Origin of the sequence: Streptomyces sp. GQFP (assembly GCF_021545335.1) — a bacterium.
Taxonomy (GTDB): Bacteria; Actinomycetota; Actinomycetes; order Streptomycetales; family Streptomycetaceae; genus Streptomyces.
Genome location: NZ_CP089312.1, coordinates 4184651 through 4207329 on the forward strand (window position 1 = coordinate 4184651; position 22679 = coordinate 4207329).

Annotated in this window: 21 protein-coding genes; 11 read left to right on the forward strand and 10 right to left on the reverse strand. The window is 70.6% G+C overall.

Annotated features, from left to right (window positions below):
- The first annotated feature begins 18 nt into the window (after positions 1 to 18).
- Positions 19 to 534 (forward strand): PH domain-containing protein, encoded by a 516-nt coding sequence (locus LUX31_RS18560; protein WP_235475894.1) that lies wholly within the window; start codon positions 19 to 21, stop codon positions 532 to 534.
- Positions 531 to 1868: a PH domain-containing protein gene (locus tag LUX31_RS18565; RefSeq protein ID WP_235475895.1), complete on the forward strand. Its 1338-nt coding sequence runs from the start codon at positions 531 to 533 to the stop codon at positions 1866 to 1868. Before LUX31_RS18560 ends, LUX31_RS18565 begins: the two co-directional genes overlap by 4 nt.
- 31 nt (positions 1869 to 1899) lie before the next feature.
- Here the strand turns inward: LUX31_RS18565 and LUX31_RS18570 are convergent, their stop codons facing one another.
- Positions 1900 to 3228 (reverse strand): hypothetical protein, encoded by a 1329-nt coding sequence (locus LUX31_RS18570; protein ID WP_235475896.1) that lies wholly within the window; start codon positions 3226 to 3228, stop codon positions 1900 to 1902.
- A gap of 134 nt (positions 3229 to 3362) precedes the next feature.
- Positions 3363 to 4484 (reverse strand): alpha/beta hydrolase, encoded by a 1122-nt coding sequence (locus LUX31_RS18575; RefSeq protein ID WP_235475897.1) that lies wholly within the window; start codon positions 4482 to 4484, stop codon positions 3363 to 3365.
- A 232-nt stretch (positions 4485 to 4716) separates the two neighbouring features.
- Between LUX31_RS18575 and LUX31_RS18580 the strand changes: the two genes are divergently transcribed.
- The 6 genes from LUX31_RS18580 (at position 4717) to LUX31_RS18605 (ending at position 9859) form a co-directional block, all read left to right on the forward strand.
- The gene (locus tag LUX31_RS18580) at positions 4717 to 6525 is read left to right on the forward strand and encodes a phosphatidylglycerol lysyltransferase domain-containing protein (RefSeq protein WP_235475898.1); all 1809 of its coding nucleotides are present in this window, start codon (positions 4717 to 4719) and stop codon (positions 6523 to 6525) included.
- A 179-nt stretch (positions 6526 to 6704) separates the two neighbouring features.
- Entirely contained in the window at positions 6705 to 7601 is an 897-nt protein-coding gene (gene folP / locus LUX31_RS18585) for a dihydropteroate synthase (protein WP_235475899.1), read from the forward strand.
- Positions 7598 to 8101, forward strand: coding sequence for a nuclear transport factor 2 family protein (locus LUX31_RS18590; RefSeq protein WP_235475900.1), 504 nt, complete (start codon positions 7598 to 7600; stop codon positions 8099 to 8101). The genes folP and LUX31_RS18590 overlap by 4 nt, the downstream gene beginning before the upstream one ends.
- Positions 8102 to 8346: 245 nt before the next feature.
- Complete coding sequence (folB, locus tag LUX31_RS18595) at positions 8347 to 8706, forward strand: dihydroneopterin aldolase (RefSeq protein ID WP_189150548.1); 360 nt, start codon at positions 8347 to 8349, stop codon at positions 8704 to 8706.
- Positions 8703 to 9314: a 2-amino-4-hydroxy-6-hydroxymethyldihydropteridine diphosphokinase gene (gene folK, locus LUX31_RS18600; RefSeq protein ID WP_235475901.1), complete on the forward strand. Its 612-nt coding sequence runs from the start codon at positions 8703 to 8705 to the stop codon at positions 9312 to 9314. Before folB ends, folK begins: the two co-directional genes overlap by 4 nt.
- Positions 9315 to 9394: 80 nt before the next feature.
- On the forward strand, positions 9395 to 9859 hold the full coding sequence (locus tag LUX31_RS18605) for a DUF3180 domain-containing protein (protein WP_389355982.1): 465 nt from the start codon (positions 9395 to 9397) through the stop codon (positions 9857 to 9859).
- A gap of 86 nt (positions 9860 to 9945) precedes the next feature.
- On the opposite strand, the gene folE is transcribed toward LUX31_RS18605, so the two are convergent.
- The 6 genes from folE to dacB form a co-directional block, all read right to left on the reverse strand.
- Positions 9946 to 10551: a GTP cyclohydrolase I FolE gene (folE, locus tag LUX31_RS18610; RefSeq protein ID WP_235475903.1), complete on the reverse strand. Its 606-nt coding sequence runs from the start codon at positions 10549 to 10551 to the stop codon at positions 9946 to 9948.
- A 148-nt stretch (positions 10552 to 10699) separates the two neighbouring features.
- Positions 10700 to 12736: an ATP-dependent zinc metalloprotease FtsH gene (ftsH, locus tag LUX31_RS18615; RefSeq protein ID WP_235479973.1), complete on the reverse strand. Its 2037-nt coding sequence runs from the start codon at positions 12734 to 12736 to the stop codon at positions 10700 to 10702.
- 197 nt (positions 12737 to 12933) lie between these two features.
- Positions 12934 to 13494, reverse strand: coding sequence for a hypoxanthine phosphoribosyltransferase (gene hpt, locus LUX31_RS18620; protein WP_044471976.1), 561 nt, complete (start codon positions 13492 to 13494; stop codon positions 12934 to 12936).
- 52 nt (positions 13495 to 13546) lie between these two features.
- Positions 13547 to 14590 carry a tRNA lysidine(34) synthetase TilS gene (gene tilS / locus LUX31_RS18625; protein ID WP_235475904.1) on the reverse strand — a complete coding sequence of 348 codons (1044 nt, stop codon included), beginning with the start codon at positions 14588 to 14590 and terminating at the stop codon, positions 13547 to 13549.
- A gap of 190 nt (positions 14591 to 14780) precedes the next feature.
- Complete coding sequence (locus LUX31_RS18630) at positions 14781 to 15914, reverse strand: zinc-dependent metalloprotease (RefSeq protein WP_235475905.1); 1134 nt, start codon at positions 15912 to 15914, stop codon at positions 14781 to 14783.
- Positions 15915 to 16232: 318 nt separating this feature from the next.
- Positions 16233 to 17984 (reverse strand): D-alanyl-D-alanine carboxypeptidase/D-alanyl-D-alanine endopeptidase, encoded by a 1752-nt coding sequence (gene dacB / locus LUX31_RS18635; RefSeq protein ID WP_235475906.1) that lies wholly within the window; start codon positions 17982 to 17984, stop codon positions 16233 to 16235.
- 79 nt (positions 17985 to 18063) lie between these two features.
- Here dacB and LUX31_RS18640 point away from each other — a divergent pair, with 79 nt between their 5' ends.
- Both LUX31_RS18640 and LUX31_RS18645 read left to right on the forward strand, forming a co-directional pair.
- Positions 18064 to 18555: an inorganic diphosphatase gene (locus LUX31_RS18640; RefSeq protein ID WP_053746895.1), complete on the forward strand. Its 492-nt coding sequence runs from the start codon at positions 18064 to 18066 to the stop codon at positions 18553 to 18555.
- Positions 18556 to 18670: 115 nt separating this feature from the next.
- Positions 18671 to 20368: a threonine/serine ThrE exporter family protein gene (locus LUX31_RS18645; protein WP_235475907.1), complete on the forward strand. Its 1698-nt coding sequence runs from the start codon at positions 18671 to 18673 to the stop codon at positions 20366 to 20368.
- Positions 20369 to 20475: 107 nt separating this feature from the next.
- Here the strand turns inward: LUX31_RS18645 and LUX31_RS18650 are convergent, their stop codons facing one another.
- Positions 20476 to 21321 carry a DedA family protein gene (locus tag LUX31_RS18650; RefSeq protein ID WP_235475908.1) on the reverse strand — a complete coding sequence of 282 codons (846 nt, stop codon included), beginning with the start codon at positions 21319 to 21321 and terminating at the stop codon, positions 20476 to 20478.
- Between the two features lie 148 nt (positions 21322 to 21469).
- Between LUX31_RS18650 and LUX31_RS18655 the strand changes: the two genes are divergently transcribed.
- A complete protein-coding gene (locus LUX31_RS18655; protein WP_235475909.1) occupies positions 21470 to 21835 on the forward strand; it encodes a YbjQ family protein in 366 nt (121 codons plus the stop codon).
- An 18-nt stretch (positions 21836 to 21853) separates the two neighbouring features.
- Here LUX31_RS18655 and LUX31_RS18660 read toward each other — a convergent pair whose 3' ends face one another.
- Complete coding sequence (locus LUX31_RS18660) at positions 21854 to 22615, reverse strand: MerR family transcriptional regulator (protein WP_235475910.1); 762 nt, start codon at positions 22613 to 22615, stop codon at positions 21854 to 21856.
- Positions 22616 to 22679: the final 64 nt, after the last annotated feature.

A 22679-nucleotide genomic window follows, 5' to 3' on the forward strand; every position in this document is an offset into this window, starting at 1 on the left:
CGTACGTACGCTTGCGGCATGGAGACGGGGAGCCCGGAGACCGCGGGCGAAACGCGAGGCGAACCGCACGGCGAGCCGGTGTGGACCGGGCTGCCACGAGACCTGCTGCGGATGCGCCGACTGCTGCTGGTGGTCTGGCTGGTGCCGCTGACGGTCGGTACGGGGCTGCTGCTCGGCCTGCTCTGCGGCCCCGCCTGGGCGGCCTTCGCGCTGCTGCCGCTCGCCCTGCTGCTGTGGGGCTGGCCGATGCTGGGCCGCAACTGGGCCTCCTGGCGGTACGCCGAGCGGGCCAACGACCTGCTGATCAGCAGGGGTGTGCTGTGGCGCGAGGAGACGATCGTGCCGTACGGGCGGATGCAGCTGGTCGAGGTGACCTCCGGTCCCGTCGCCCGGCACTTCGGGCTGGCCAGCGTGCAGCTGCACACGGCCGCCGCCGCGACCGACGCGCTCATCCCCGGCCTCGAACCGGCGGAGGCGGAACGGCTGCGCGACCGGCTCACCGAACTCGGCGAGGCCCGATCGGCGGGGCTGTGACGACCCCCGGCACCGACACGGACGTACCCATAGAGAACGGCAGGCAGCCGGTCGTCGAGCAGCGGCTGCATCCCGTGACGCCGCTGCGGCGCGCGTGGGCGCCGGTCGCCGTGCTCATCGGGTGGGCGGTGCACGACCCCGACCAGGCGCAGCGCCAGTTGACCCGGCTGACGACCACGACCCTGCTGCTCGGGCTCGCCGTGGCTGTCGTGGGCGGGGCCCTGTACGGCTTTCTGACCTGGTGGTTCACCCACTTCGCGGTGACCGACACCGAACTGCGCATCCGTACCGGCCTGGTGTTCCGGCGCACCGCGCACATCCGGCTCGAACGCATCCAGGCCGTCGACATCACCCAGCCGCTGCTGGCCCGGGTCGCGGGCGTCGCCAAGCTCAAGCTGGACGTCGTAGGGACGGACAAGAAGGACGAGCTGGCCTACCTGGGCGAGGGGCACGCGCGTGCCCTGCGGGCCGAACTGCTCGCCCGCGCGGCCGGTTTCGCGCCCGAGACCGCGCACGAGGTGGGCGAGGCACCCGTGCGGCAGCTGCTGCACATCCCCGCGCGCGTGCTCGCCGTCTCCCTGGTGCTGACCGGCGCGACCTGGGGCTCGCTGGCCGCCGCCCTCGTCGTACCGCCGTTGCTCTGGTTCGCCACCCACAGCCTGTGGACGGTGCTCGCGACCGGCGTGCCGCTGCTCGGCGCGGCGGGTGCGAGCAGCGTGGGGCGGTTCGTCGCCGAGTACGACTGGACGGTCGGCGAGTCCCCGGACGGGCTGCGCATCGACCACGGCCTCCTCGACCGTACGCACGAGACGGTGCCGCCCGGGCGCGTGCAGACCGTACGGATCGTGGAGCCGCTGCTGTGGCGGCGGCGCGGGTGGGTCCGGGTGGAGCTGGACGTGGCGGGCTCGTCGAACTCGGTGCTGGTGCCGGTGGCGCCGCGCGAGATCGCGGAGGCGGTCATAGGCCAGGTGCTGCCCGGGGTGAAGGTGCCCGCCTCGCTGTCGCGTCCGCCGCGCCGGGCGGCCTGGTGCCTGCCGTTCTGGTGGCGCGGCTACGGCATCGCCGTCACCGACAGCGTCTTCGTCTCCCGGCACGGGCTGCTGCGCCGCAGCCTCGCCCTGGTCCCGCACGCCAAGGTCCAGTCCGTACGGCTCAAGCAGGGGCCCTGGGCGCGCTTCAAGGGCCTCGCGGACGTCCATGTGGACACGGGGGCCAACAAGACCGTCACAGCCGGTCTACGGGACGCACAGGAGGCCGCGGAGCTGCTCCGGGGTCAGGCGGAGCGGTCCCGGACCGGACGGCGGGACGCGCGACCGGACCGGTGGATGGCGTGACGGGTACCTACGGGCGGGGCATGACCTGCCGTCAGGAGACCGCGCTCCGCAGGCCCTGCAGGTCGATGTGCTCGGTCTCGTCGTGCGCCGTCAGGTCGATCACCTGACCGATGCCGACCCCGCGCGACTCCTCGTCCGCGGGCTTGAACTGCGCCTCGGACTCGGCCTTGTGCAGGGCGAGCGCCTCCTGCCCGACGACGTCGGCGAGGTCCTCGTTCTGCACGGACTCCAGCGCGGCCGACGCCGTCTCCTTCTGCGTACCGAAGAAGTCGAACCCGCCCTCGGCGGTGGGCCTGCGCATGGGGGCGGTCGTCGGTACGACGGCCACCGCGGTCGGCACGGTGTAGTGCCCGGTGCCGCGCACGGGCTTGGCAGGCTTGGCCTCGGCGGGAGTTGCGGCGGCTCTCGTGTGCCCACGGGCCGCCTCGGGCTTCCCCTTCGCCTCGTCCTCCTGCACGGCCTCCGTCTCGGAGGCCACCACGACGTCAGCGGGTATCTCCGCCGTCTTCACCGTCTTCGCCGTCTTCACGTCGGCGGGGGCCGGTTCGGTCTTCGTCCGGGTCTCGCCGTCGAACCTGGCCAGCGCCGCCCGCGCGCGCAGGAAGAGCGAGGAACCCTCCGGGGAGAAGACCGCCGGTGCCGCCGGGGTCTCCTCGTCGGTCTCGTCGGTCTCGTCGGCCGTCTCTGCCGTGTCGCCCGTGGCCTGCGCGCCGACCGCGCCCAGGGCCGCCGAGACACCGGCCGCCGCCGCGTCCAGCGCGGCCGCGTCGGAGTCCACCACGTCGGCCTCGTCCGCGATGTCCGCCGACTCGCCGGAACCGACCGGAAGCGCCCGCGCCGACCCCGTACCCGCCTTCACGTCCACGTCCACGTCGACGTCCTCGCCCGAACCCTGGGCCGGTACCGCGGCCTCCAGCTCCAGCAGGCGCCGGCCCTCCAGCGCGCTGGCCCGCTCGGTCTCCGCCGTGGCGTACCGCCGCAGCAGCGCCGCGTGCTCGTTGCGCAGCCCCTGCAGCTCGGCCCGCTTCCCGCGCAGCTTCTGCTCCAGCTTGACGCGCAGCTCGCGGGACTCCTCCAGGTCGGTCTCCAGCTCGGCGATGCGCTCCTCGTGCCGCCAGTCGTCGCTCGCACGCGCGCGCGTGAGGTCGGCGACCTGCTTGCCCGCCTCCATGTCCCAGCGGCGCATGACCGCCGCGCCCACGACGGTGATCGCCGCGGCGAACGCGGCGATCACCCGGAGGACGCCGGTATCCGTGAACACCCAAGGCCCCAGGGCGCAGACGAGCGAGACGCCCGCGATCGCCGCTGGAGGCAGCAGCCGGTGCAGAGGTGGTGAATGGCGGTGACGTCCACGTGGCATGGCCAGAAACTTACCGCGCGTAGGCGAATCTTGGTGCCCCGCCCGGTAAAAACACAGTCGTCCCAGACCCTTCACAGGCCGTACGGCCCTTGGCCTCGGGCCTCGACGCGCCCCTCCCGCGCGCGTGTGCGACGTCAACGGTCCGTCAGCCGCTGGCTCAGCCACTCCAGCGAGCCGGGGATCTCCCGCCGCCAGGTGTTGAAGTTGTGGCCGCCGCTCTCCAGGACGATCGTCGAGATCCTCGTCGGGGCCTTCGTCTTCACGAGGTCCACGAACCGCATCGTCGGACCGTAGTTGGCCTCTCCGTGCCTGCTGGTGGTGACCAGCAGGGAGACGTCCGGCGGCGGCATGTGCCTGATGTACCACTCCAGGTCCGCGTGGCGCTTCAGCTTCTTGTCGCCCTGGAAGAGGTCTCCCGTGGTGGCGTCGATCGGCGCCTTGTAGGAGGGCGACAGGCCCACCGCGGCCGTGTACACGCGCGGGTGGTGCATCGCGAGCTTCAGCGCGCAGTAGCCGCCCGTGGAGTCGCCGATGATGCCCCAACTGCCGGGCCTCGACCCCACCCGGTAGTGGCCGGCGATGGCCCTGGGCAGGTCCTGGGCGAAGAACGTCTCCGTCTGCGGCCCGTTCGGCACGTCCACGCACTCGGTGTCCCGGGGCGGCGCCACGGTCGGCCGCAGCATCACCAGGATCATCGGCTGCGCCCTGCCGTCGCGCGCCAACTCGTGCGCGGTGTGCGGGAAGTTGAGCTTCGTGATGAGGGACTCGGAGGTCCCCGGATAGCCGGTGAGCACGACCACGACCGGGAAGGTGCGCTTCGCGTACTGCGGCTGGAAGTACTCCGGTGGCAGATAGACGTACGCCGGAGAGGTGATCCCCGTCTTCTTGCCGACGACGCCGATCTTCTGGATCTGGCCGCCGACCCTGGGCAGATGACCGCCCGGCACCCGCACCGACTGGGTGGACAGCACCTGGAAACCGCCGTGCGCCCCGCTGCTCTGGTCGACGACCACGCCCTGGTCGGTCTCCTTGCCCAGGAGGTCGTCCCAGGAGGCGTAGAACCCGAAACTCTGGTTGACGGCAAGACCGACCGAGGCGAACACCGCGACCTGAGTGGCCAACAGGAGCACCGCCCTGCCGCTGACGGCCCGCCAGTTGCGGCGCGCCAGCCGGGGCCAGAACGCGATCGTGCCGATGAACAACAGGGCGGCGGCCAGGATCGCCAGCGCCAGCACTGTCCTGCTCGTGAGACCCATGACTGCTGTTGCCCGCTCTCTCCCCCGGCGCCGGCCGCCGCGCTCACGTTCCTTCACAGCGGCTTGCCCCGGACTTTGGGTGTCCTTTGAAACGGCTTTCCACGGGGGAGTGAACCTGTTCCCCCGAGACACCGTCCTAGAGGGCGCAATGTCGCCGGATGCCGGATTGGCTCCGGATTCCAGGTCTCTCGCAGAACTACGGGATGCGATGTCTGTCAGGACAGATGGTGAAATGTCGACCGGGGTTCCGGGACGATCAAGCCGAGTACGACGCGTACTGCGCGGCCCGCGTCCCGAGGCCGTCCCCACGGTGGTCGCCCGGGCCTGTGCGCTCGTGGGTCTCGTCGACATCGCCGCCGGGGTGTTCCCGCGCTTCCGGCACAGCCGGATGCACGCGATCGCCGAGGTGCTGCCCGGCGCGCTCGGCCCGTTCGCCGCCGCGCTCTCGCTCAGCACCGGCGTCCTGCTGCTGCTCCTCGCGCACGGCCTCAGGCGCCGCAAGCGCCGGGCCTGGCGGGCAGCCGTGGCCCTGCTGCCGGCCGGCGCCGTGGCCCAGTTCACCTACCGACACTCGCTCGTCGGGCTGGTCATCTCCGTCCTCCTGCTGGTGATGCTGCTGCGCCACCGCACCGAGTTCGAGGCGCTGCCCGACCCGCGCAGCCGCTGGCGCGCGCTCACCAACTTCGTGCTGATGAGCGCCGGTTCGCTCGCGCTCGGGCTGGTCATAGTGAGCGCCCACGGCGACCGCATGTACGGCGACCCGAGCCTCGCCGACCGCATCACCCACGTCCTGTACGGCCTGTTCGGCTTCGAGGGCCCCGTCGACTACGACGGGCCCACCTCCTGGACCGTCGGCTACTCGCTGGGCGCCCTGGGCCTGCTGACCGCCATCACGACGATCTACTTCGCCTTCCGCCCCGAACACCCGGCCGCACACCTCACCCAGGAGGACGAGGACCGGCTGCGCGTCCTCCTCGACAAGCACGGCCGCCGCGACTCCCTCGGCCACTTCGCGCTGCGCCGCGACAAGGCGGTCGTCTTCTCCCCCAGCGGCAAGGCGGCGGTGACCTACCGCGTCGTCTCCGGCGTGATGCTCGCCAGCGGCGACCCGATCGGCGACGTGGAGGCCTGGCCGGGCGCCATCGAGCGCTTCATGGACGAGGCCAAGGCCCACTCCTGGACCCCCGCGGTCATGGGCTGCTCCGAGACCGGCGGCGAGGTCTGGACCCGCGAGACCGGCCTCGACGCCCTCGAACTGGGCGACGAGGCGGTGGTGGACGTCGCGGATTTCTCCCTCTCCGGGCGCGCGATGCGAAACGTGCGCCAGATGGTCAAGCGCATCGAACGCGCGGGCTACGAGACCCGGGTACGGCGCATCCGTGACCTCGGGGAGAACGAGCTGGAGCGGATCAGGCTCGCCGCCGAGGACTGGCGCGGCACCGACACCGAGCGCGGCTTCTCCATGGCCCTGGGCCGCATCGGCGACCCCGGAGACGGCGACTGCCTGATCGCCACCGCCCACAAGGCCGACGAGCAGCCCGGCCCGTACGGCGACCTCAAGGCGATCCTGCACTTCGTACCGTGGGGCACCGACGGCGTCTCCCTGGACCTGATGCGACGCGACCGCTCGGCCGACCCCGGCATGAACGAACTGCTCATCGTGGCCGCCCTGGAGGCCGCTCCCCGCCTCGGCGTAGCCCGCGTGTCATTGAACTTCGCCATGTTCCGCTCGGCACTGGCCCGCGGCGAGAAGATCGGCGCCGGACCGGTACTGCGCGCCTGGCGGGGCCTGCTGGTGTTCCTGTCCCGCTGGTTCCAGATCGAGTCCCTGTACAAGTTCAACGCGAAGTTCCGCCCCCGCTGGGAACCCCGCTTCGTCGTCTACCGCACCTCCAGCGACCTCCCCCGCATCGGCCTGGCCGCCATGCAGGCAGAGGGCTTCGTGAACCTCGCCCTCCCCCGGATCCTCCACCGCCGCACCGCGTCCCGGCGCCCGTGCGCCCACGGGGTGTCGGACAGAGGGACGGTACGCGCGGCATAGGCCGGCCCCACGACCAGGCCCGGACGGCGCCGAGGCTGCTTTTCGACCGGGCCGAGATGCTTTTCGATCGAACTGATCGACGAACCGAGACGGGTGGGTGGGTGGGAAACAAAAGGCCCAAGCCACAACGCACCCGCACCAAAGACCCTGTCCAACCGCCGGGGGCCTACGCTGAACGCATGAACAACCACAGCGGACGCGGCCGGGTCGCCGGCCTCCCGGCCTGGGACCGCTGCGCGGTCATGGGCGTCGTGAACGTGACCCCGGACTCCTTCTCCGACGGCGGCCGCTGGTTCGACACGACCAACGCCGTCAAACACGGCCTCGACCTGGTCACCGAGGGCGCCGACCTGGTGGACGTCGGCGGCGAGTCCACCCGCCCCGGCGCCACCCGCGTCGACGAGGCCGAGGAACTCAAGCGCGTCGTCCCCGTGGTCCGCGGCCTCGCCGCCGAGGGCGTCACCGTCTCCGTCGACACCATGCGCGCCTCGGTCGCCGAGCAGGCCCTGGCGGCGGGCGCCGCACTTGTCAACGACGTCAGCGGCGGCCTCGCGGACCCCGCGATGATCCCGGTCGTCGCGGACGCCGGCGCCCCCTTCGTCGTCATGCACTGGCGCGGCTTCCTGGAGGGCGGCAACATCAAGGGCGTGTACGAGGACGTCGTCTCCGAGGTCGTCGACGAGCTCCACGCGCGCGTGGACGCCGTACTGGCCGGCGGTGTCGCCCCCGACCGGATCGTCGTGGACCCGGGTCTCGGCTTCTCCAAGGGCGCCGATCACGACCTGGCCCTCCTGGCCCACCTCGACCGGCTGCACGGCCTGGGCCACCCCCTCCTGGTCGCCGCGTCCCGCAAACGGTTCCTGGGCCGCGTACTGGCCGGCCCCGAGGGCCCCCCGCCGCCCGCGCGGGAGCGCGACGCCGCCACCGCCGCCGTCTCCGCGCTCGCCGCCCACCAGGGCGCCTGGGCGGTCCGCGTGCACGAGGTCCGCGCCACCGCCGACGCCGTACGGGTCGCCCGCGCGGTGGAGTGGGCCCGCGACGCGGAAGCCGTCCGCAGCGCCGAGGGAGCCCGGTGAGCGCGCCCCACACCGACGTCGAGCAGGTCGACCTCGCCAACCGCGCCTTCTACGAGGCGCTGGAACAGGGCGACTTCGACGAAGTGTCCTCGCTCTGGCTGACCCCCGCCGACCTGGGCGTCGACGAGGAGTACCACGACCCGGCGGAGACCGGCGTGGTCTCCTGCGTGCACCCCGGCTGGCCGGTGCTGACCGGACGCGGCGAGGTGCTGCGCTCGTACGCGCTGATCATGGCGAACACCGAGTACATCCAGTTCTTCCTGACCGACGTGCACGTCTCCGTGACCGGCGACACCGCCCTGGTGACCTGCACCGAGAACATCCTCAGCGGCGGCCCGGCCCCCGAGGACAGCGACGAGCTGGGGCCGCTGGTCGGGCAGCTGGTCGTCGCCACCAACGTGTTCCGGCGTACGCCCGTCGGCTGGAAGCTCTGGTCGCACCACGCCTCCCCGGTCCTCGCCGAGACCGACGAGGACGAGACCGACGACACACCCTCGTGAGCCGAACGTGGCCGAAGCGCGCCGAACGTGGTTGGAATCACGAACATGGGGTAAGTGCGGCTACCAGCCCGTGAGCAGCCGTGTTCCCACGGGGAAACACCCGATGAACCCTCTTGACCATCACGTGGACGGGCCCCTCGTGGGGCGGGCACTGTCAGTGCCCGCGGGTAGATTCGGAAGTGGCTGCCGGGCCGGGCGCACCCGGTCCGAAGCGGCCGCCAACGACGATTGCAGGAGTGATTCGCGTGGATCGTGTCGCGCTGCGCGGCCTGAGGGCCCGTGGACACCACGGCGTGTTCCCGCAGGAGCGGGAAGAGGGCCAGACCTTCGTCGTGGACCTCTCCCTCGGCCTGGACACCCGTCCGGCCGCGGCCGACGACGACCTGGCGAAGACCGTGCACTACGGCATCGTGGCGGAGGAGGTCGTGGCCGTCGTCGAGGGCGAGCCCGTCGATCTCATCGAGACGCTCGCCGAACGCATCGCGCAGGTCTGTCTGAAGCACCAGGGGGTCCAGGAGGTCGAGGTGTGCGTCCACAAACCGGACGCGCCGATCACGGTCCCCTTCGACGACGTGACCATCACCATCACCCGGAGCCGAGTATGACCGCCTCGTTCACCGAGAGTCAGAGCGACCCGACCGTCCAGCCGGTGCCCGCCTCCGTCGTCCAGCAGGTGGACGCCGCCGACACCACCCTGCAGAACCCGAAGCGCGCCGTGATCTCCCTCGGCTCGAACCTCGGCAACCGCCTGGAGACCCTCCAGGGGGCCATCGACGCCCTGGAGGACACCCCGGGCGTCCGCGTCAAAGCGGTCTCGCCGGTGTACGAGACGGAGCCGTGGGGCGTCCCCGCGGGCAGCCAGCCGTCGTACTTCAACGCGGTGGTCGTCCTGCGGACGACACTCCCCCCGTCCTCGCTCCTGGAGCGCGCCCACGCCGTCGAGGAGGCCTTCCACCGCGTCCGCGAGGAGCGCTGGGGCCCGCGCACGATCGACGTCGACATCGTCGCGTACGCCGACGAGGTCTCCGACGACCCGGTGCTCACCCTCCCCCACCCGCGCGCCCACGAGCGGGCCTTCGTCCTCGCCCCCTGGCACGACGTGGACCCCGAGGCCCAGCTGCCCGGCCGCGGCCCGGTGGCGGCGCTCCTGGAGACCCTCGCCCAGGACAGTGTCGCGCCCCGCGCCGACCTGGAACTCCAGCTGCCGGAATAGCCGTTAAGGTCATGACGGCCACAGGTCGGTGGTCCGGTCCGGGGAGCTGAAGGGACACCGTGAGAGAGCTGCACGTCAAGATGCTGGCCGGCGTGTTCGTGGTCGCCGGAGTGCTCTCCTGGGCGGGCGCCCGGCTGTGGAACTCGGTGGGGACACTCCCGAGCGTCCCACTGGCCGCCCCCATCGTCCTCGCCCTGATCGCCGCGGTCCTGCTGGCCACGGCCCTCTCCCTCCGCGCCCGCCTCAAGGCCCAGCGCGACCGCCGCCCCGGCGCAAAGGGGGTCGACCCCCTGATGGCCGCCCGCGCGGTCGTCTTCGGCCAGGCCAGCGCCCTGGTGGCCGCCCTGGTCGCCGGAATGTACGGCGGAACGGGCGTCTTCCTCCTGGAGTCCCTGGACATCCCCGCCCGCCGGGACCAGGCCATCTACGCCGGCTTCTCGGTCCTGGCAGGCATCGCGGTCATAGCGGCAGCCTTCTTCCTGGAACGAGTCTGCAAACTCCCGGAGGACGACGACAACAACGCGGGCACGGCGCCTGCGGCGTAGACAGGCCTCATGAGGAGCGCCCCAAAGGGGCGCGGGGAACTGCGCGACCAGCCACAACGCACCCGCAGACGAAGAACCGGACTACATCAGCGAGCCATGATCAAACTCATCGCCTCGTTACGGGTGGCCGGATCCCGCAACTGCCCCCGCACCGCCGAAGTGATCGTCTTCGCCCCCGGCTTCCGAACCCCCCGCATCGACATGCACATGTGCTCGCACTGGATGACGACGATCACCCCACGCGGCTCCAGGATCTCCATCAGGGAGTCGGCGATCTGCGTGGTGAGTCGTTCCTGCACCTGCGGCCGGCGGGCGTAGACATCCACCAGCCGAGCCAGCTTCGACAGCCCGGTGATCTTGCCGTCGACGGACGGGATGTAGCCGACGTGGGCGACCCCGACGAACGGCACGAGGTGATGTTCACAGGAAGACAGCACCTCGATGTCCTTCACCAGCACCATCTCGTCGTGCCCCAGGTCGAACGTCGTCGTCAGGACGTCCTCGGGCCTCTGCCACAGCCCCGCGAATATCTCCCGGTACGCCCGCGCCACCCGCCCCGGCGTCTCCCTCAGGCCCTCGCGGTCCGGGTCCTCACCGACCGCGATCAGCAGTTCGCGCACGGCGTTCTCCGCCCGCTTCTCGTCGAACACGCCGATCGTGCCTTCGCCGTCCAGCGTCACGGGGTCGGTCATTTGGTGCCTCGTTCCTGTACCTGTCACGCGTGTGGACCACGCGTCGCACGTGCGGACATACCGAAATGCCGCGCCCCCCAGGCTAGAACCTGAGGGACACGGCATACATTCCGGGCCCACTGAGCGGGAGGAGGCGGGAGAGCCGGGATCAGCTCTCCGTGCGGTCCTCCGGCACCGACTCCGCCGCGGGGACGGACTCGGTGGCTCCGGCGTTGGCGGTGATCGCCGGCGCCGAGCCGTTCGCCCCGTTCGTCAGCGACAGCTCCTTGGGGGAGAGCACCGGCGGGCGGGTGGACGGCGTACGGCGGGAGGAGCCGGTCCACGCGGGGCGGGCCGGGCGCTTCACGATGGGAGCGAAGACCTCGGCGATCTGCTCCTTGCTCAGCGTCTCCTTCTCCAGCAGCTGCAGCACCAGCGCGTCGAGGACGTCGCGGTTCTCGACCAGGATCTCCCAGGCCTCGTTGTGCGCGTTCTCGATGAGCTTCTTGACCTCTTCGTCGACGAGCGCGGCGACCTCTTCCGAGTAGTCGCGCGGGTGCGACATCTCCCGGCCCAGGAAGGGCTCGGTGTTGTCGCCGCCGAACTTGATCGCGCCGAGGCGCTCGGTCATGCCGTACTGCGTGACCATCGCGCGGGCCGTTGCCGTGGCCTTCTCGATGTCGTTCGCGGCACCCGTCGTCGGGTCGTGGAAGACCAGTTCCTCCGCCGCCCGGCCGCCCAGCATGTAGGCGAGCTGGTCGAGCATCTCGTTGCGAGTGGTGGAGTACTTGTCCTCGTCCGGGAGCACCATCGTGTAACCGAGGGCCCGGCCGCGGGACAGGATCGTGATCTTGTGGACCGGGTCGGAGTTCGGGGAGGCCGCCGCGACCAGGGCGTGGCCGCCCTCGTGGTACGCGGTGATCTTCTTTTCCTTGTCCGACATGATCCGGGTCCGCTTCTGCGGGCCCGCCACGACGCGGTCGATCGCCTCGTCCAGCGCGGCGTTGTCGATCAGCTTCCTGTCGCCTCGGGCGGTGAGCAGCGCGGCCTCGTTGAGGACGTTGCTCAGGTCCGCGCCGGTGAAGCCCGGCGTGCGACGGGCGACCGCCGACAGGTCGACGTCCGGAGCGACCGGCTTGCCCTTCTGGTGAACCTTGAGGATCTCCAGTCGGCCGATCATGTCCGGGCGGTCGACCGCGATCTGACGGTCGAAGCGGCCGGGACGCAGCAGCGCCGGGTCGAGGATGTCGGGACGGTTGGTGGCTGCGATGAGAATCACACCACCCTTGACGTCGAAGCCGTCCATCTCGACGAGCAGCTGGTTGAGCGTCTGCTCGCGCTCGTCGTGACCACCGCCGAGGCCGGCGCCGCGATGGCGGCCGACCGCGTCGATCTCGTCGACGAAGACGATCGCCGGAGCGTTCGCCTTGGCCTGCTCGAAGAGGTCACGGACCCGGGAGGCACCGACACCGACGAACATCTCGACGAAGTCGGAACCCGAGATCGAGTAGAACGGAACGCCCGCCTCGCCCGCGACGGCACGCGCGAGCAGCGTCTTGCCCGTACCGGGAGGCCCGTAGAGGAGCACACCCTTGGGGATCTTGGCGCCGACGGCCTGGAACTTGGCCGGCTCCTGGAGGAACTCCTTGATCTCGTGCAGTTCCTCGACGGCCTCGTCCGAGCCCGCGACGTCCGCGAACGTCGTCTTCGGGGTGTCCTTGGTGATGAGCTTGGCCTTGGACTTCCCGAAGTTCATGACTCGGGAGCCGCCACCCTGCATCTGGTTCATCAGGAACAGGAACACGACGACGATGAGGACGAAGGGGAGCAGCGACAGCAGAATGCCCACGAACGCGTTCTGCTTGGTCGGGGAGACCGTGTAGCCGTCCGGAATCTGCTTGTTCTGGAACTTGTCCTGGAGAGTGTTCGCCAGGTTGACGCCCTGGTCGCCGATGTAGCTCGCCTGGATCTTCGAGCTGCCCTCGACCTTTTGGCCGTCCTTGAGCTGGACCTTGATGACCTGCTCGTCACCGGTGGTGATCTTGGCCTGCTCGACCTTGTTGTCGTTGATCGCCTGGACGACCTGGCCTGTGTCCACCGTCTTGTAGCCGCCGGACGAGCCGACGACCTGCATCAACACGACCACGGCAAGGACGGCCAGCACGATCCACATGACCGGCCCACGGAAGTATCGCTTCACGTCCATCCATACGGAGCGGTGCCGCCCCGTCCCTCCTGCCATAGTGAGTTTGATAAAGACTGTTCTAAAGACTGCTCTTCGGACGGTACCCCAGCTTTGTCACCCGAAGGCTCACGGGCGGGCTGGCAATCCCGTCTACGCATGCTCCAACGGCGCGGAACCCTCCGGGGTTCCCGGACGTCCGAGAGGACCGGCCCTTTGGCTCAGCCGCCGTAGACGTGAGGCGCGAGCGTACCGACGAACGGAAGGTTGCGGTACTTCTCCGCGTAGTCGAGGCCGTAGCCGATCACGAACTCGTTCGGGATGTCGAAGCCGACCCACTCCACGTCGATGGCGACCTTCGCGGCCTCCGGCTTGCGCAGCAGGGTGCAGATCTTCAGCGACTCGGGCTCACGGGAGCCGAGGTTGGAGATCAGCCAGGACAGGGTCAGCCCGGAGTCGATGATGTCCTCGACGATGAGGACGTGCTTGCCCTTGATGTCGGTGTCGAGGTCCTTGAGGATCCGCACCACACCGGAGGACTGGGTGCCCGCGCCGTACGACGACACGGCCATCCAGTCCATGGTGAGGGGGGTGGACAGCGCCCGGGCCAGGTCGGCCATGACCATCACCGCGCCCTTGAGGACACCGACGATCAGCAGGTCCTTGCCCGCGTACTCCGCGTCGATCTTCGCCGCCAGCTCCACGAGCTTCGCGTCGATCTCTTCCTTGGTGATGAGCACCGACTTGAGGTCGGCACCCATGTCTTTCGCGTCCACCCGCATCACTTTCGGTCGTCCCACCTGCTGCCCGGCCCCGCTCGGAAGGGGGTGGGATTCAGCCTTGCCGAATCACCAGTCTGCCACCCTGCCGCTGGGCGACGACCCGGCCGGGGAGATTGATGGCTCCCTGACCGCGCCAACCGGTGATCAGCCGGTCGACTTCCTCGATGTGGCGGGCGAACAGCGAACCGGCCGGAGCGCCCGCCTCGATGGCGGCGCTGCGCAGGATGCGGCGGCGTACGGCGGGCGGCAGGGCGTACAGCTTGGCGCACTCCAGGAGGCCCGCCGCGTCCCGTACGGAGGCCTCGGCCTGGCGGGCCCAGGTGTCGAGGGCGTCGGCGTCGTCGCGGGAGAGCTGGGCCGTACGGGCGAGCGCCTCGACGACGCCTTTGCCGAGGGCCTTCTCCAGGGCGGGCAGGCCCTCGTGGCGCAGCCGGGACCGGGTGTAGGCCGGGTCTGCGTTGTGCGGGTCGTCCCAGACCGGGAGGGACTGGACCATGCACGCCTTGCGGGCGGTCTGCCGGTCGAGCTGCAGGAAGGGCCGTCGGTAACGGCCGGGGGCCCCCGGACCCCCGGAAACAGCGGCCATTCCGGAGAGGGAGCGGATGCCGGAACCGCGGGCGAGGCCGAGCAGGACGGTTTCGGCCTGGTCGTCGCGGGTGTGGCCGAGGAGGACCGCGGCGGCGCCGTGGCGCTCGGCGGCGGCGTCCAGGGCGGCGTACCGGGCGTCGCGGGCGGCGGCCTCGGGGCCGCCCTCACGGCCGACAGTGACGGCGATCGACTCGACCGGGGCGAGGCCGAGTTCGGTCAACCGCAGGACGACCTCGTCGGCTCGGAGGTCGGAGCCGGGCTGCAGGCCGTGGTCGACGGTCACGCCCCCGGCGCGCAGGCCGAGTTTGGGCGCTTCGAACGCGAGAGCGGAGGCGAGCGCCATGGAGTCGGCGCCGCCGGAGCACGCCACGAGGACGAGCGGGGAGGACTCGCCTGAGGTGGTGGGGGCGGGGAGGAGAGCGTTGGGCGAGGTGTGCCCGTTGAGGATGTCGTGGAGGGCGCGGCGAACCGCCAGGCGTATCGCCGCGACCGCAGGATGGGGACCCATGTCCGGTTCCCTTCATGAAGTTTTCGGGGGGTGAGCCGATTCCGGTCACTCAGAGTGTGTAGATGGTGACAGAAACGGGCCGTTCCCCGAGCATTGCACGCCTACCCATGCCCCACGGTCCCTCGGACGGGTGATTGAAGGGGCGTTCACCTGCCGTCGGCCGGATTCGTTCACCACGTACCCCATGGGCTCACGATTCCGCCTTGCGGTGCACCCTCGCGACCCAGTCCGCCGGTTTGGCGATCTCCGCCTTCGTCGGGAGGGTGTTCGGGGAGGTCCAGACGCGGTTGAAGCCGTCCATGCCGACCTGGTCGACGACCGCGCGGACGAAGCGTTCGCCGTCCCGGTACTGCTTGAGTTTGGCATCGAGACCGAGCAGCTTGCGCAGCGCGAGGTCCAGGCGGGAGGCGCCCTTGGCCCGTCGTTGCTGGAATTTCTCCCGGATCTCGGCCACGGAGGGCACCACCGCGGGGCCCACTCCGTCCATCACGAAATCGGCGTGCCCCTCCAGGAGGGACATGACCGCGGTGAGCCGGCCGAGGATCTCCCGCTGGGCCGGCGTCTGCACCAGCTCGACCAGGGAACGTCCGCCGTCGTCCTCCTCGCCCTCCGGCCGGCCGCCCGCGAGGGACTGCGCAGCCTCCCTGATGCGCTCCAGGAACGTCATGGGGTCGACGTCGGTCTCCCCCAAGAACGACTGGATTTCGCCCTCCAGGTGGTCGCGCAGCCAGGGCACGCCGGTGAACTGGGTGCGGTGCGTCTCCTCGTGCAGACACACCCAGAGCCGGAAGTCGTGGGGCTGTACGTCGAGTTCGCGCTCCACGTGCACGATGTTCGGCGCGACGAGGAGCAGCCGGCCGCCGCCATTGGCGCCCGCCGGGAGTTCGCGGGTGGCCGGTGCGAAGGTCTCGTACTGGCCGAGAACCCGCGACGACAGGAACGACAGCAGCATCCCCAGTTCGACGCCGGTGACCTTGCCGCCGACCGCGCCGAGCACGGCCCCGCCCGGTGAACTCCCGCGCCGTTCCTCCATCTTGCCGAGCAGCGGCCTGAGCACCTCACGGAACCCGGCGACGTTCGCCCGCACCCAGCCCGGGCGGTCGACGACGAGTACGGGAGTGTCATGAACGGCGTCGGTCCCCATCCGGGTGAACCCCCGGACGTGCTCCTCGGACGCCTTCGCGTGCCGCCGCAGCTCCGCGACGATGGCCCGGGCCTCGTCACGGCTCACCTCCGGGCCCGGCCTCACCAGCCGGGTCGCGGTCGCCACCGCGAGATTCCAGTCGACCATCCCAGCAGATGCCGCACCACCGATGCTCGTCATGCGTCAACGGTACGTGAGCGGTGCCCTCCGGGGGCAGGGCAGTTCGGTGGGCAGGGGCCGGGGTCTGTTCGGGCTGCACCCGGCGTTGCAGGCTGTGCCCACCCGTTCCGCCCTGCGGAACGCCTGCCCACAGCGGTGCGGACCGGGCGCTGCCCACAGCGGTGCGGACCAGGCGCTGCCCACGGCGGTGAGGACCGGGTGCTGCCCGCGCCGGGTGCGGGACTCACGCACGCCAGCAGGAGCGCCCCTTAGGGGCGCGGGGAACTGCGCGACCAGCCCCCACCGGCCCGCGGACGAAGAACCGCCCAGCCGGCGAAGCTACCCGCAGCCGCACGCCGCCAGTGCCGTAGCCGTGCGGTCCAAGGCCGCCTGGGCCTCTGTCGGGCTGGTCGTGTTCGCTGCCAGGAAGGCGAAGGCGAGGAGGCGGCCGTCTCGGTCCACTACCGTGCCCGCGAGGGCGTTCACGCCGGTCAGGGTGCCCGTCTTGGCTCGTACGACGCCTGCCGCGCCGTCCGTGTAGCGGGCGCTGAGGGTGCCTGTGAAGCCTGCCACCGGAAGGCCCGTGAGGGCTGCGCGGAGGTCGGGGCGGGACGGGTCGCCGGCCTTGGCCAGGAGGGCCGTGAGGAGGTCCGGGGTGAGGCGGTCGGCGCGGTTCAGGCCGCTGCCGTCCGCGAAGCGGGCACCGGTCATGGGCAGGCCCAGCTTCTTCAGTTGGGCGTGGATCGCCTTGGCGCCGCCCGCGAAGTCGGGCCGGGTCTTCGTCGCCAGCGCCGTCTGACGCGCCAGGGCCTCCGCGAGGTCGTTGTCGCTGTTGGTCAGCATGCGCTCGACCAGGGCCGAGAGCGGCGGTGACGAGACCTTCGCGAGGGTGCCCGCGCGGCCCGTGGCCTTGGACGGGCCCGGGGACGTCGTCTTGATGCCGTGCTTCGCCAGCAGGGCCGCGAACGTGCGGGTCGCGGCCGCCGCCGGGTCGGTGACGCGCGGCGCCGGTCCGCTCGTCGAGTCGTCCGTGCGGGCCTCGTCGGCCATCAGGGCGCTGACCGGGGCGAGGTTGTCGTTGACCCCGATCGGGTGGAGTTCCTCGCCCGCGTAGAGCGTGGTGTCGTACGACAGCGTCACCTGGCGTACGCCGCGCTTCTTGAGGGCGGCGGCCGTCGAGTCGGCCAGGGTACGCAGACTGGCCCAGCCCTCCGGGTCCGTACGGGCCGTCAGGGTGGGGTCGCCGCCGCCGACCAGGACGAGTTCGTTCGTGTCGGGCTCCAGGGCGGCCCGGGTGGTGAGGCGGTGGTCGGCGCCCATCGCGGAGAGCGCGGCGACAGCCGTGGCGATCTTCGTGGTCGAGGCGGGGACGAGCGCCTCCCCGGCGCCCAGGCCGTACAGGCGCTTCCCGGTGGCCACGTCGACGACGGCGGCCGTACGGCGGGTGCCGAGCGCCGGGTTCTTCAGCAGCGGGTCCAGAACGGCCGCGAGGGCGCTTCCCGCAGGGGCCGCCTTCAGGGTGCCGGTGGCGCTGCCGAGGCCTGCCAGCACGGAGGGGGCGCTCGGCGCGGGTGCGGGCGCCCCGGCCGACGTACCGGAGGTACCGGATGTATCGGACGTATCAGAATTACGACCGTGATCTGTACCACCAGATCGCTCCTGTACGGCCGCCCAGTCCCGCTCCGCCGTACGCTGACCGGAGGAGTCCCAGGGGCCGGCGGCGGTCACCACGCCGGCGGTCAACGCCAGTCCGGCGGTGGCGGCGCCCGCGGTGTACTGCCAGGTCCGCGGCAGTGTCGTCAGTGTCCTGAGGTTCTTCGGCCTCGGGAGAGCGGCGAGCTTCGGTGCCACGGCCCGTGTGATGCGCGTGACCCGCGGTTTCACGGCGGCTGTGGCTCGTCCGGCCCGTTCGAGTTGTGGCCTGACCGTCGCCGTCGCTCGTTCGAGTTGTGGCTTCACAGCCGCTCTGGCCCGTACGAGCTGCGGTTTCACCGTTGCCCTGGCACGGGTGAGACGCGGTCGTACGGTCCGCGCCAGCCGCGCCACACGCGGCCTCGCGGCCCGCCAAGGCCTCAGCTCTGGCACGAACACCAGCCCCTTTCGCGATCACACTCCGGCGTGAGGGACACTTAACCACCAGAACTATGTGCTGATCATGGAGGAGCCACCGGTGGAGTTCGACGTCACGATCGAGATTCCGAAGGGTTCGCGGAACAAGTACGAGGTGGACCACGAGACCGGTCGGATCCGCCTGGACCGTCGCCTCTTCACCTCGACCAGTTACCCGGCCGACTACGGCTTCGTCGAGAACACCCTCGGCGAGGACGGCGACCCGCTGGACGCGCTGGTCATCCTGGACGAGCCGACCTTCCCCGGGTGCCTCATCCAGTGCCGTGCGATCGGCATGTTCCGGATGACGGACGAGGCCGGCGGCGACGACAAGCTGCTGTGCGTGCCCGCGCACGACCCGCGCGTGGAGCACCTCCGGGACATCCACCACGTGTCGGAGTTCGACCGGCTGGAGATCCAGCACTTCTTCGAGGTCTACAAGGACCTGGAGCCCGGCAAGTCCGTCGAGGGCGCCAACTGGGTGGGCCGCGCGGACGCCGAGGCCGAGATCGAGCGGTCGTACAAGCGACTGAAGGAGCAGGGCGGCCACTGAGGCCCCTCCAGCCCCGTCACGCTGAACGGGCCGCACGCGTGCGCGTGCGGCCCGTTCGTGTGTCTGTGCGCATACTGAGGCGTACTGAAAGGGCGTGCGCAGGGAGCGATACGGAGTGACGGAAGAGGACCGCAAGCCGCCGTCGGACGAGGCCAGGGGCGTCTTCACGGTTCCCCTCGTGGGCGGTACGACCGGCGGTGGTGACGGGGATTCGTCCACGACCTCCGAGTTCGCGCTTCCCGAGGGGCTGGCTCCGCCGAAGCCCGTCGCCGGGGAGTCCGAGACCACCTCCGAGTTCGCCCTGCCGGAGGGGCTCGACGTCCCGCATCCGCCGGGCGGCGACAGCGAGGGCTCCGCCTTCAGCACCCCGCGTACGTACCGGGCGCCCGCGTTCACACCGCCCAGCGGGATCCCTGTGGTGAGTCTCACCAAGGACGTGCCCTGGCAGGACCGGATGCGCACGATGCTGCGGATGCCGGTGGCCGAGCGGCCCGCGCCGGAGCGGCTGCAGAAGGCGGCCGAGGAGGGCGGGCCGGCCGTCCCGCGCGTGCTCGACCTGACGCTGCGCATCGGCGAGCTGCTGCTCGCGGGCGGCGAGGGCGCCGAGGACGTGGAGGCGGCCATGTTCGCCGTCTGCCGGTCCTACGGCCTCGACCGCTGCGAGCCGAACGTCACCTTCACCCTGCTGTCGATCTCGTACCAGCCCTCGCTCGTCGACGACCCCGTGACGGCGTCACGGACGGTCCGGCGCCGGGGCACCGACTACACGCGCCTGGCGGCCGTCTACCGGCTCGTGGACGACCTGAGCGACCCGGAGACCGCCCCGTCGCTGGAAGAGGCCTACGGGCGCCTCGCGGAGATCCGGCGCAACCGGCACCCGTATCCCGGCTGGGGGCTCACCGTGGCCGCCGGGCTGCTCGCGGGCGCCGCCTCCGTGCTCGTCGGCGGCGACCTGGTGGTGTTCGTGGCGGCGGCGCTCGGCGCGATGCTGGGCGACCGGCTGGCGTGGCTGTGCGCGGGGCGCGGGCTGCCGGAGTTCTACCAGTTCACGGTGGCCGCGATGCCGCCGGCCGCGATGGGGGTCGCGCTGACGCTCGCGGACGTGGACGTGAAGGCGTCCGCGGTGATCACCGGCGGGCTGTTCGCGCTGCTGCCCGGGCGGGCGCTGGTGGCCGGGGTGCAGGACGGGCTGACCGGGTTCTACATCACCGCGTCCGCGCGCCTGCTGGAGGTCATGTACTTCTTCGTGGGCATCGTCGTCGGGGTGCTGCTGATTCTGTACTTCGGGGTCGAGCTCGGCGCCGAGCTCAATCCGGACGCCGCACTGGGGACGGCTGAGCCGCTGTTGCAGATCGGCGCCTCCATGCTGCTGTCGCTGACCTTCGCGGTCATGCTCCAGCAGGAACGATCCACCGTGCTCGTCGTGACGCTCAACGGGGGTGTCGCCTGGACCGTGTACGGCGCGATGCACGACACCGGTGAGTTCTCGCCGGTGGCGTCGACCGCCGTCGCGGCGGGGCTGGTGGGGTTGTTCGGGCAGTTGCTGTCGCGGTACCGGTTCGCGTCGGCGCTGCCGTACACCACCGCGGCGATCGGGCCCCTGTTGCCAGGGTCGGCCACGTATTTCGGGCTGTTGTCGATCGCGCAGAACGATATGGACGCGGGGTTGGTGTCGTTGGCGAAAGCGGCGGCGCTGTCGATGGCTATTGCCATCGGGGTGAATCTGGGGTCGGAGATCTCGCGGTTGTTCCTGAGGTTGCCCAGCGGGGCCGCTGGGGGGCGCAGGGCCGCCAAGCGAACCCGCGGGTTCTGATGCCGGGCGCCTAGGAGCTCGGGGGGTTCTGTTGTGTCGCGGGTGCGGGGGCGTTGTGGCTTGTCGCGCAGTTCCCCGCGCCCCTTTGGGGCGCGTCCCGGCGCGGGTCAGTTCTGGGGGTAGCCGTTGTTCTGGTTCTGGTTGCCGTAGGGGTACTGCTGCTGGGGCTGCTGCTGGTAGCCGTAGTCCGGGTTGTACGGGTACTGCTGGGCGTATTGCTGGGCGTAGCCCTGGTCGTCGTTCTGCTGCTGGGCCGGGGGGATTCGGCGGAGCTGGGTTGTCGCGTCGTCCATCGGCGTCGGCGGAGCCGGGGGCTGCTGGGGCGGGTTCTTCTTGGCCTTGCTGCGGGCTCGGGCGAACTCGATGATGATCGGGACGACCGAGATGAAGACGATCAGCAGCAGGATCGGCTCGATGTTCTTCTTCACGAACTCGATGTCGCCGAGCACCGCGCCGAGCACGGTGACGCCCGCGCCCCACAGGACGCCGCCGATGACGTTGAAGATGAGGAACGAGCGGTACTTCATGCCGCTGACGCCGGCGATGATCGGCGTGAACGTGCGCACGATGGGCACGAAGCGGGCCAGGACCAGGGACTTCGGCCCGTACTTCTCGAAGAACTCGTGGGCCTTGGTGACGTTCTCCTGTTTGAAGAGCCGGGAGTCCGGGCGGCTGAAGAGCGACGGTCCGACCTTCTTGCCGAACATGTAGCCCGCCTGGTCACCGAGGATCGCGGCGACGCAGATCAGGGCGACCGCCCCCCACAGGGGGAAGTCCAGCGTGCCCGAGGTGATCAGCAGGCCCGCCGTGAACAGCAGCGAGTCACCCGGCAGGAAGAAGCCGATGAGCAGGCCGGACTCGGCGAACACGATCAGGAGCAGGCCCCAGATGCCGAACTGGTCCAGCAGATAGTCCGGGTCCAGCCAGCTCGGTCCAAGGGCAAGCGTCGTCACTGTTCCGGGCTCCTGGTGCTTGGCAGAGATGAGCAGAGAATTGAGTGGGGCAAAGCTATCAACGCATCGTGCCCCCTCCAGGTTCCAACAGCTTCCATGCGCCACTCCAGGGTGCGCTGTGCGGGAACTGGGGCCACCCTGTGAGGTTATGGGCATCGAAGAGTACGGCGGCGGCCAGGGACCTGAGTCGGACGTCCTGGTCGTGACGACGAACGACGTACCCGGTCGCCGGGTCGAGCGGGTCATCGGTGAGGTCTTCGGGCTGACCGTGCGGTCGCGGCATCTCGGCAGCCAGATCGGGGCCGGGCTGAAGTCGATGATCGGCGGCGAGCTGAAGGGGCTGACCAAGACGCTGGTGGAGACCCGCAATCAGGCCATGGAGCGGCTCGTCGAGCAGGCACGCGCGCGTGGCGCCAACGGGGTCCTCGCCTTTCGCTTCGACGTGACCGAGGCGGCCGACGTGGGCACGGAGGTCTGCGCGTACGGGACCGCGGTGGTCCTGGTCCGGGAGTAGTCCCGGACCAGGAGATCCCTATGCGGTGTGCCGGGCCGCGTTCGCCGTGATCGCCTCCCTGAGGTGTTCGGCGAGGCCCGGGCGCATGGAGTCGTAGAACTCCTTGAAGCGTTCGTCCGAGACGTACATCTCGGCGAGGCCCCGGTGGAGCTCGTACGTGCATGCGTAGAACCACTGGGTGATGTGCTGCCGGTGTTCCTCGGCCAGGGCCATGGCGGCCTCGCCGGACGAGGGCTCACCGGCGGCCATCAGGGCGTCGTAGCGCTCGCCCCAGGAGGTCACCTCGGCCTGCATGCGCTTCCAGTCGTCCTTGGTGTAGGCGGCGGCGCGGCGCTGCGACTCCGCGTAGGCCTCCGTGCCGCCCCAGCGGCGCTCGGCCTCCTCCGCGTGTGCCTCCGGGTCCTTGTCGCCGAAGACCTCGAACTTCTCCTCGGGTGTCAGGTTGATGCCCATTCTGCGTGCCTCCATGGCGTGCTCCACGGCCGCCGCCATCTTCTGGAGCCGTTCGATCCGGGCGGTCAGCAGCTCGTGCTGGCGGCGCAACTGCGCGCGCGGGTCCGCCTTCGGGTCGTCCAGCAGGGCGGCGACCTCGTCGAGCGGGAAGCCGAGCTCCCGGTAGAACAGGATCTGCTGCAGCCGGTCGAGGTCGGCGTCGCCGTAGCGCCGGTGGCCCGCGTGGCTGCGCTCGCTGGGTACGAGCAGGCCGATCTCGTCGTAGTGGTGCAGGGTGCGCACCGTGACGCCGGCGAAACCGGCGACCTGGCCGACCGAGTAGCTCATCTCCGCTCCCTTCTGGGTACGCCCTTCACGATGAATCCTTACGTGGCGTGAGGTGCAAGTCCCA

Excerpts from the sequence above, each read along its gene's own strand:
- LUX31_RS18660 (WP_235475910.1), bottom strand. The coding sequence starts at position 22,615 with ATGAGCTACTCGGTCGGCCAGGTCGCCGGTTTCGCCGGCGTCACGGTG.
- LUX31_RS18655 (WP_235475909.1), top strand. The coding sequence starts at position 21,470 with ATGGGCATCGAAGAGTACGGCGGCGGCCAGGGACCTGAGTCGGACGTC.
- LUX31_RS18570 (WP_235475896.1), bottom strand. The coding sequence starts at position 3,228 with ATGCCACGTGGACGTCACCGCCATTCACCACCTCTGCACCGGCTGCTG.
- folP (WP_235475899.1), top strand. The coding sequence starts at position 6,705 with ATGAACAACCACAGCGGACGCGGCCGGGTCGCCGGCCTCCCGGCCTGG.
- LUX31_RS18575 (WP_235475897.1), bottom strand. The coding sequence starts at position 4,484 with ATGGGTCTCACGAGCAGGACAGTGCTGGCGCTGGCGATCCTGGCCGCC.
- LUX31_RS18560 (WP_235475894.1), top strand. The coding sequence starts at position 19 with ATGGAGACGGGGAGCCCGGAGACCGCGGGCGAAACGCGAGGCGAACCG.
- hpt (WP_044471976.1), bottom strand. The coding sequence starts at position 13,494 with ATGCGGGTGGACGCGAAAGACATGGGTGCCGACCTCAAGTCGGTGCTC.
- LUX31_RS18605 (WP_389355982.1), top strand. The coding sequence starts at position 9,395 with ATGCTGGCCGGCGTGTTCGTGGTCGCCGGAGTGCTCTCCTGGGCGGGC.
- LUX31_RS18580 (WP_235475898.1), top strand. The coding sequence starts at position 4,717 with ATGTCGACCGGGGTTCCGGGACGATCAAGCCGAGTACGACGCGTACTG.
- tilS (WP_235475904.1), bottom strand. The coding sequence starts at position 14,590 with ATGGGTCCCCATCCTGCGGTCGCGGCGATACGCCTGGCGGTTCGCCGC.
- ftsH (WP_235479973.1), bottom strand. The coding sequence starts at position 12,736 with ATGGACGTGAAGCGATACTTCCGTGGGCCGGTCATGTGGATCGTGCTG.
- folK (WP_235475901.1), top strand. The coding sequence starts at position 8,703 with ATGACCGCCTCGTTCACCGAGAGTCAGAGCGACCCGACCGTCCAGCCG.
- LUX31_RS18630 (WP_235475905.1), bottom strand. The coding sequence starts at position 15,914 with ATGACGAGCATCGGTGGTGCGGCATCTGCTGGGATGGTCGACTGGAAT.
- folE (WP_235475903.1), bottom strand. The coding sequence starts at position 10,551 with ATGACCGACCCCGTGACGCTGGACGGCGAAGGCACGATCGGCGTGTTC.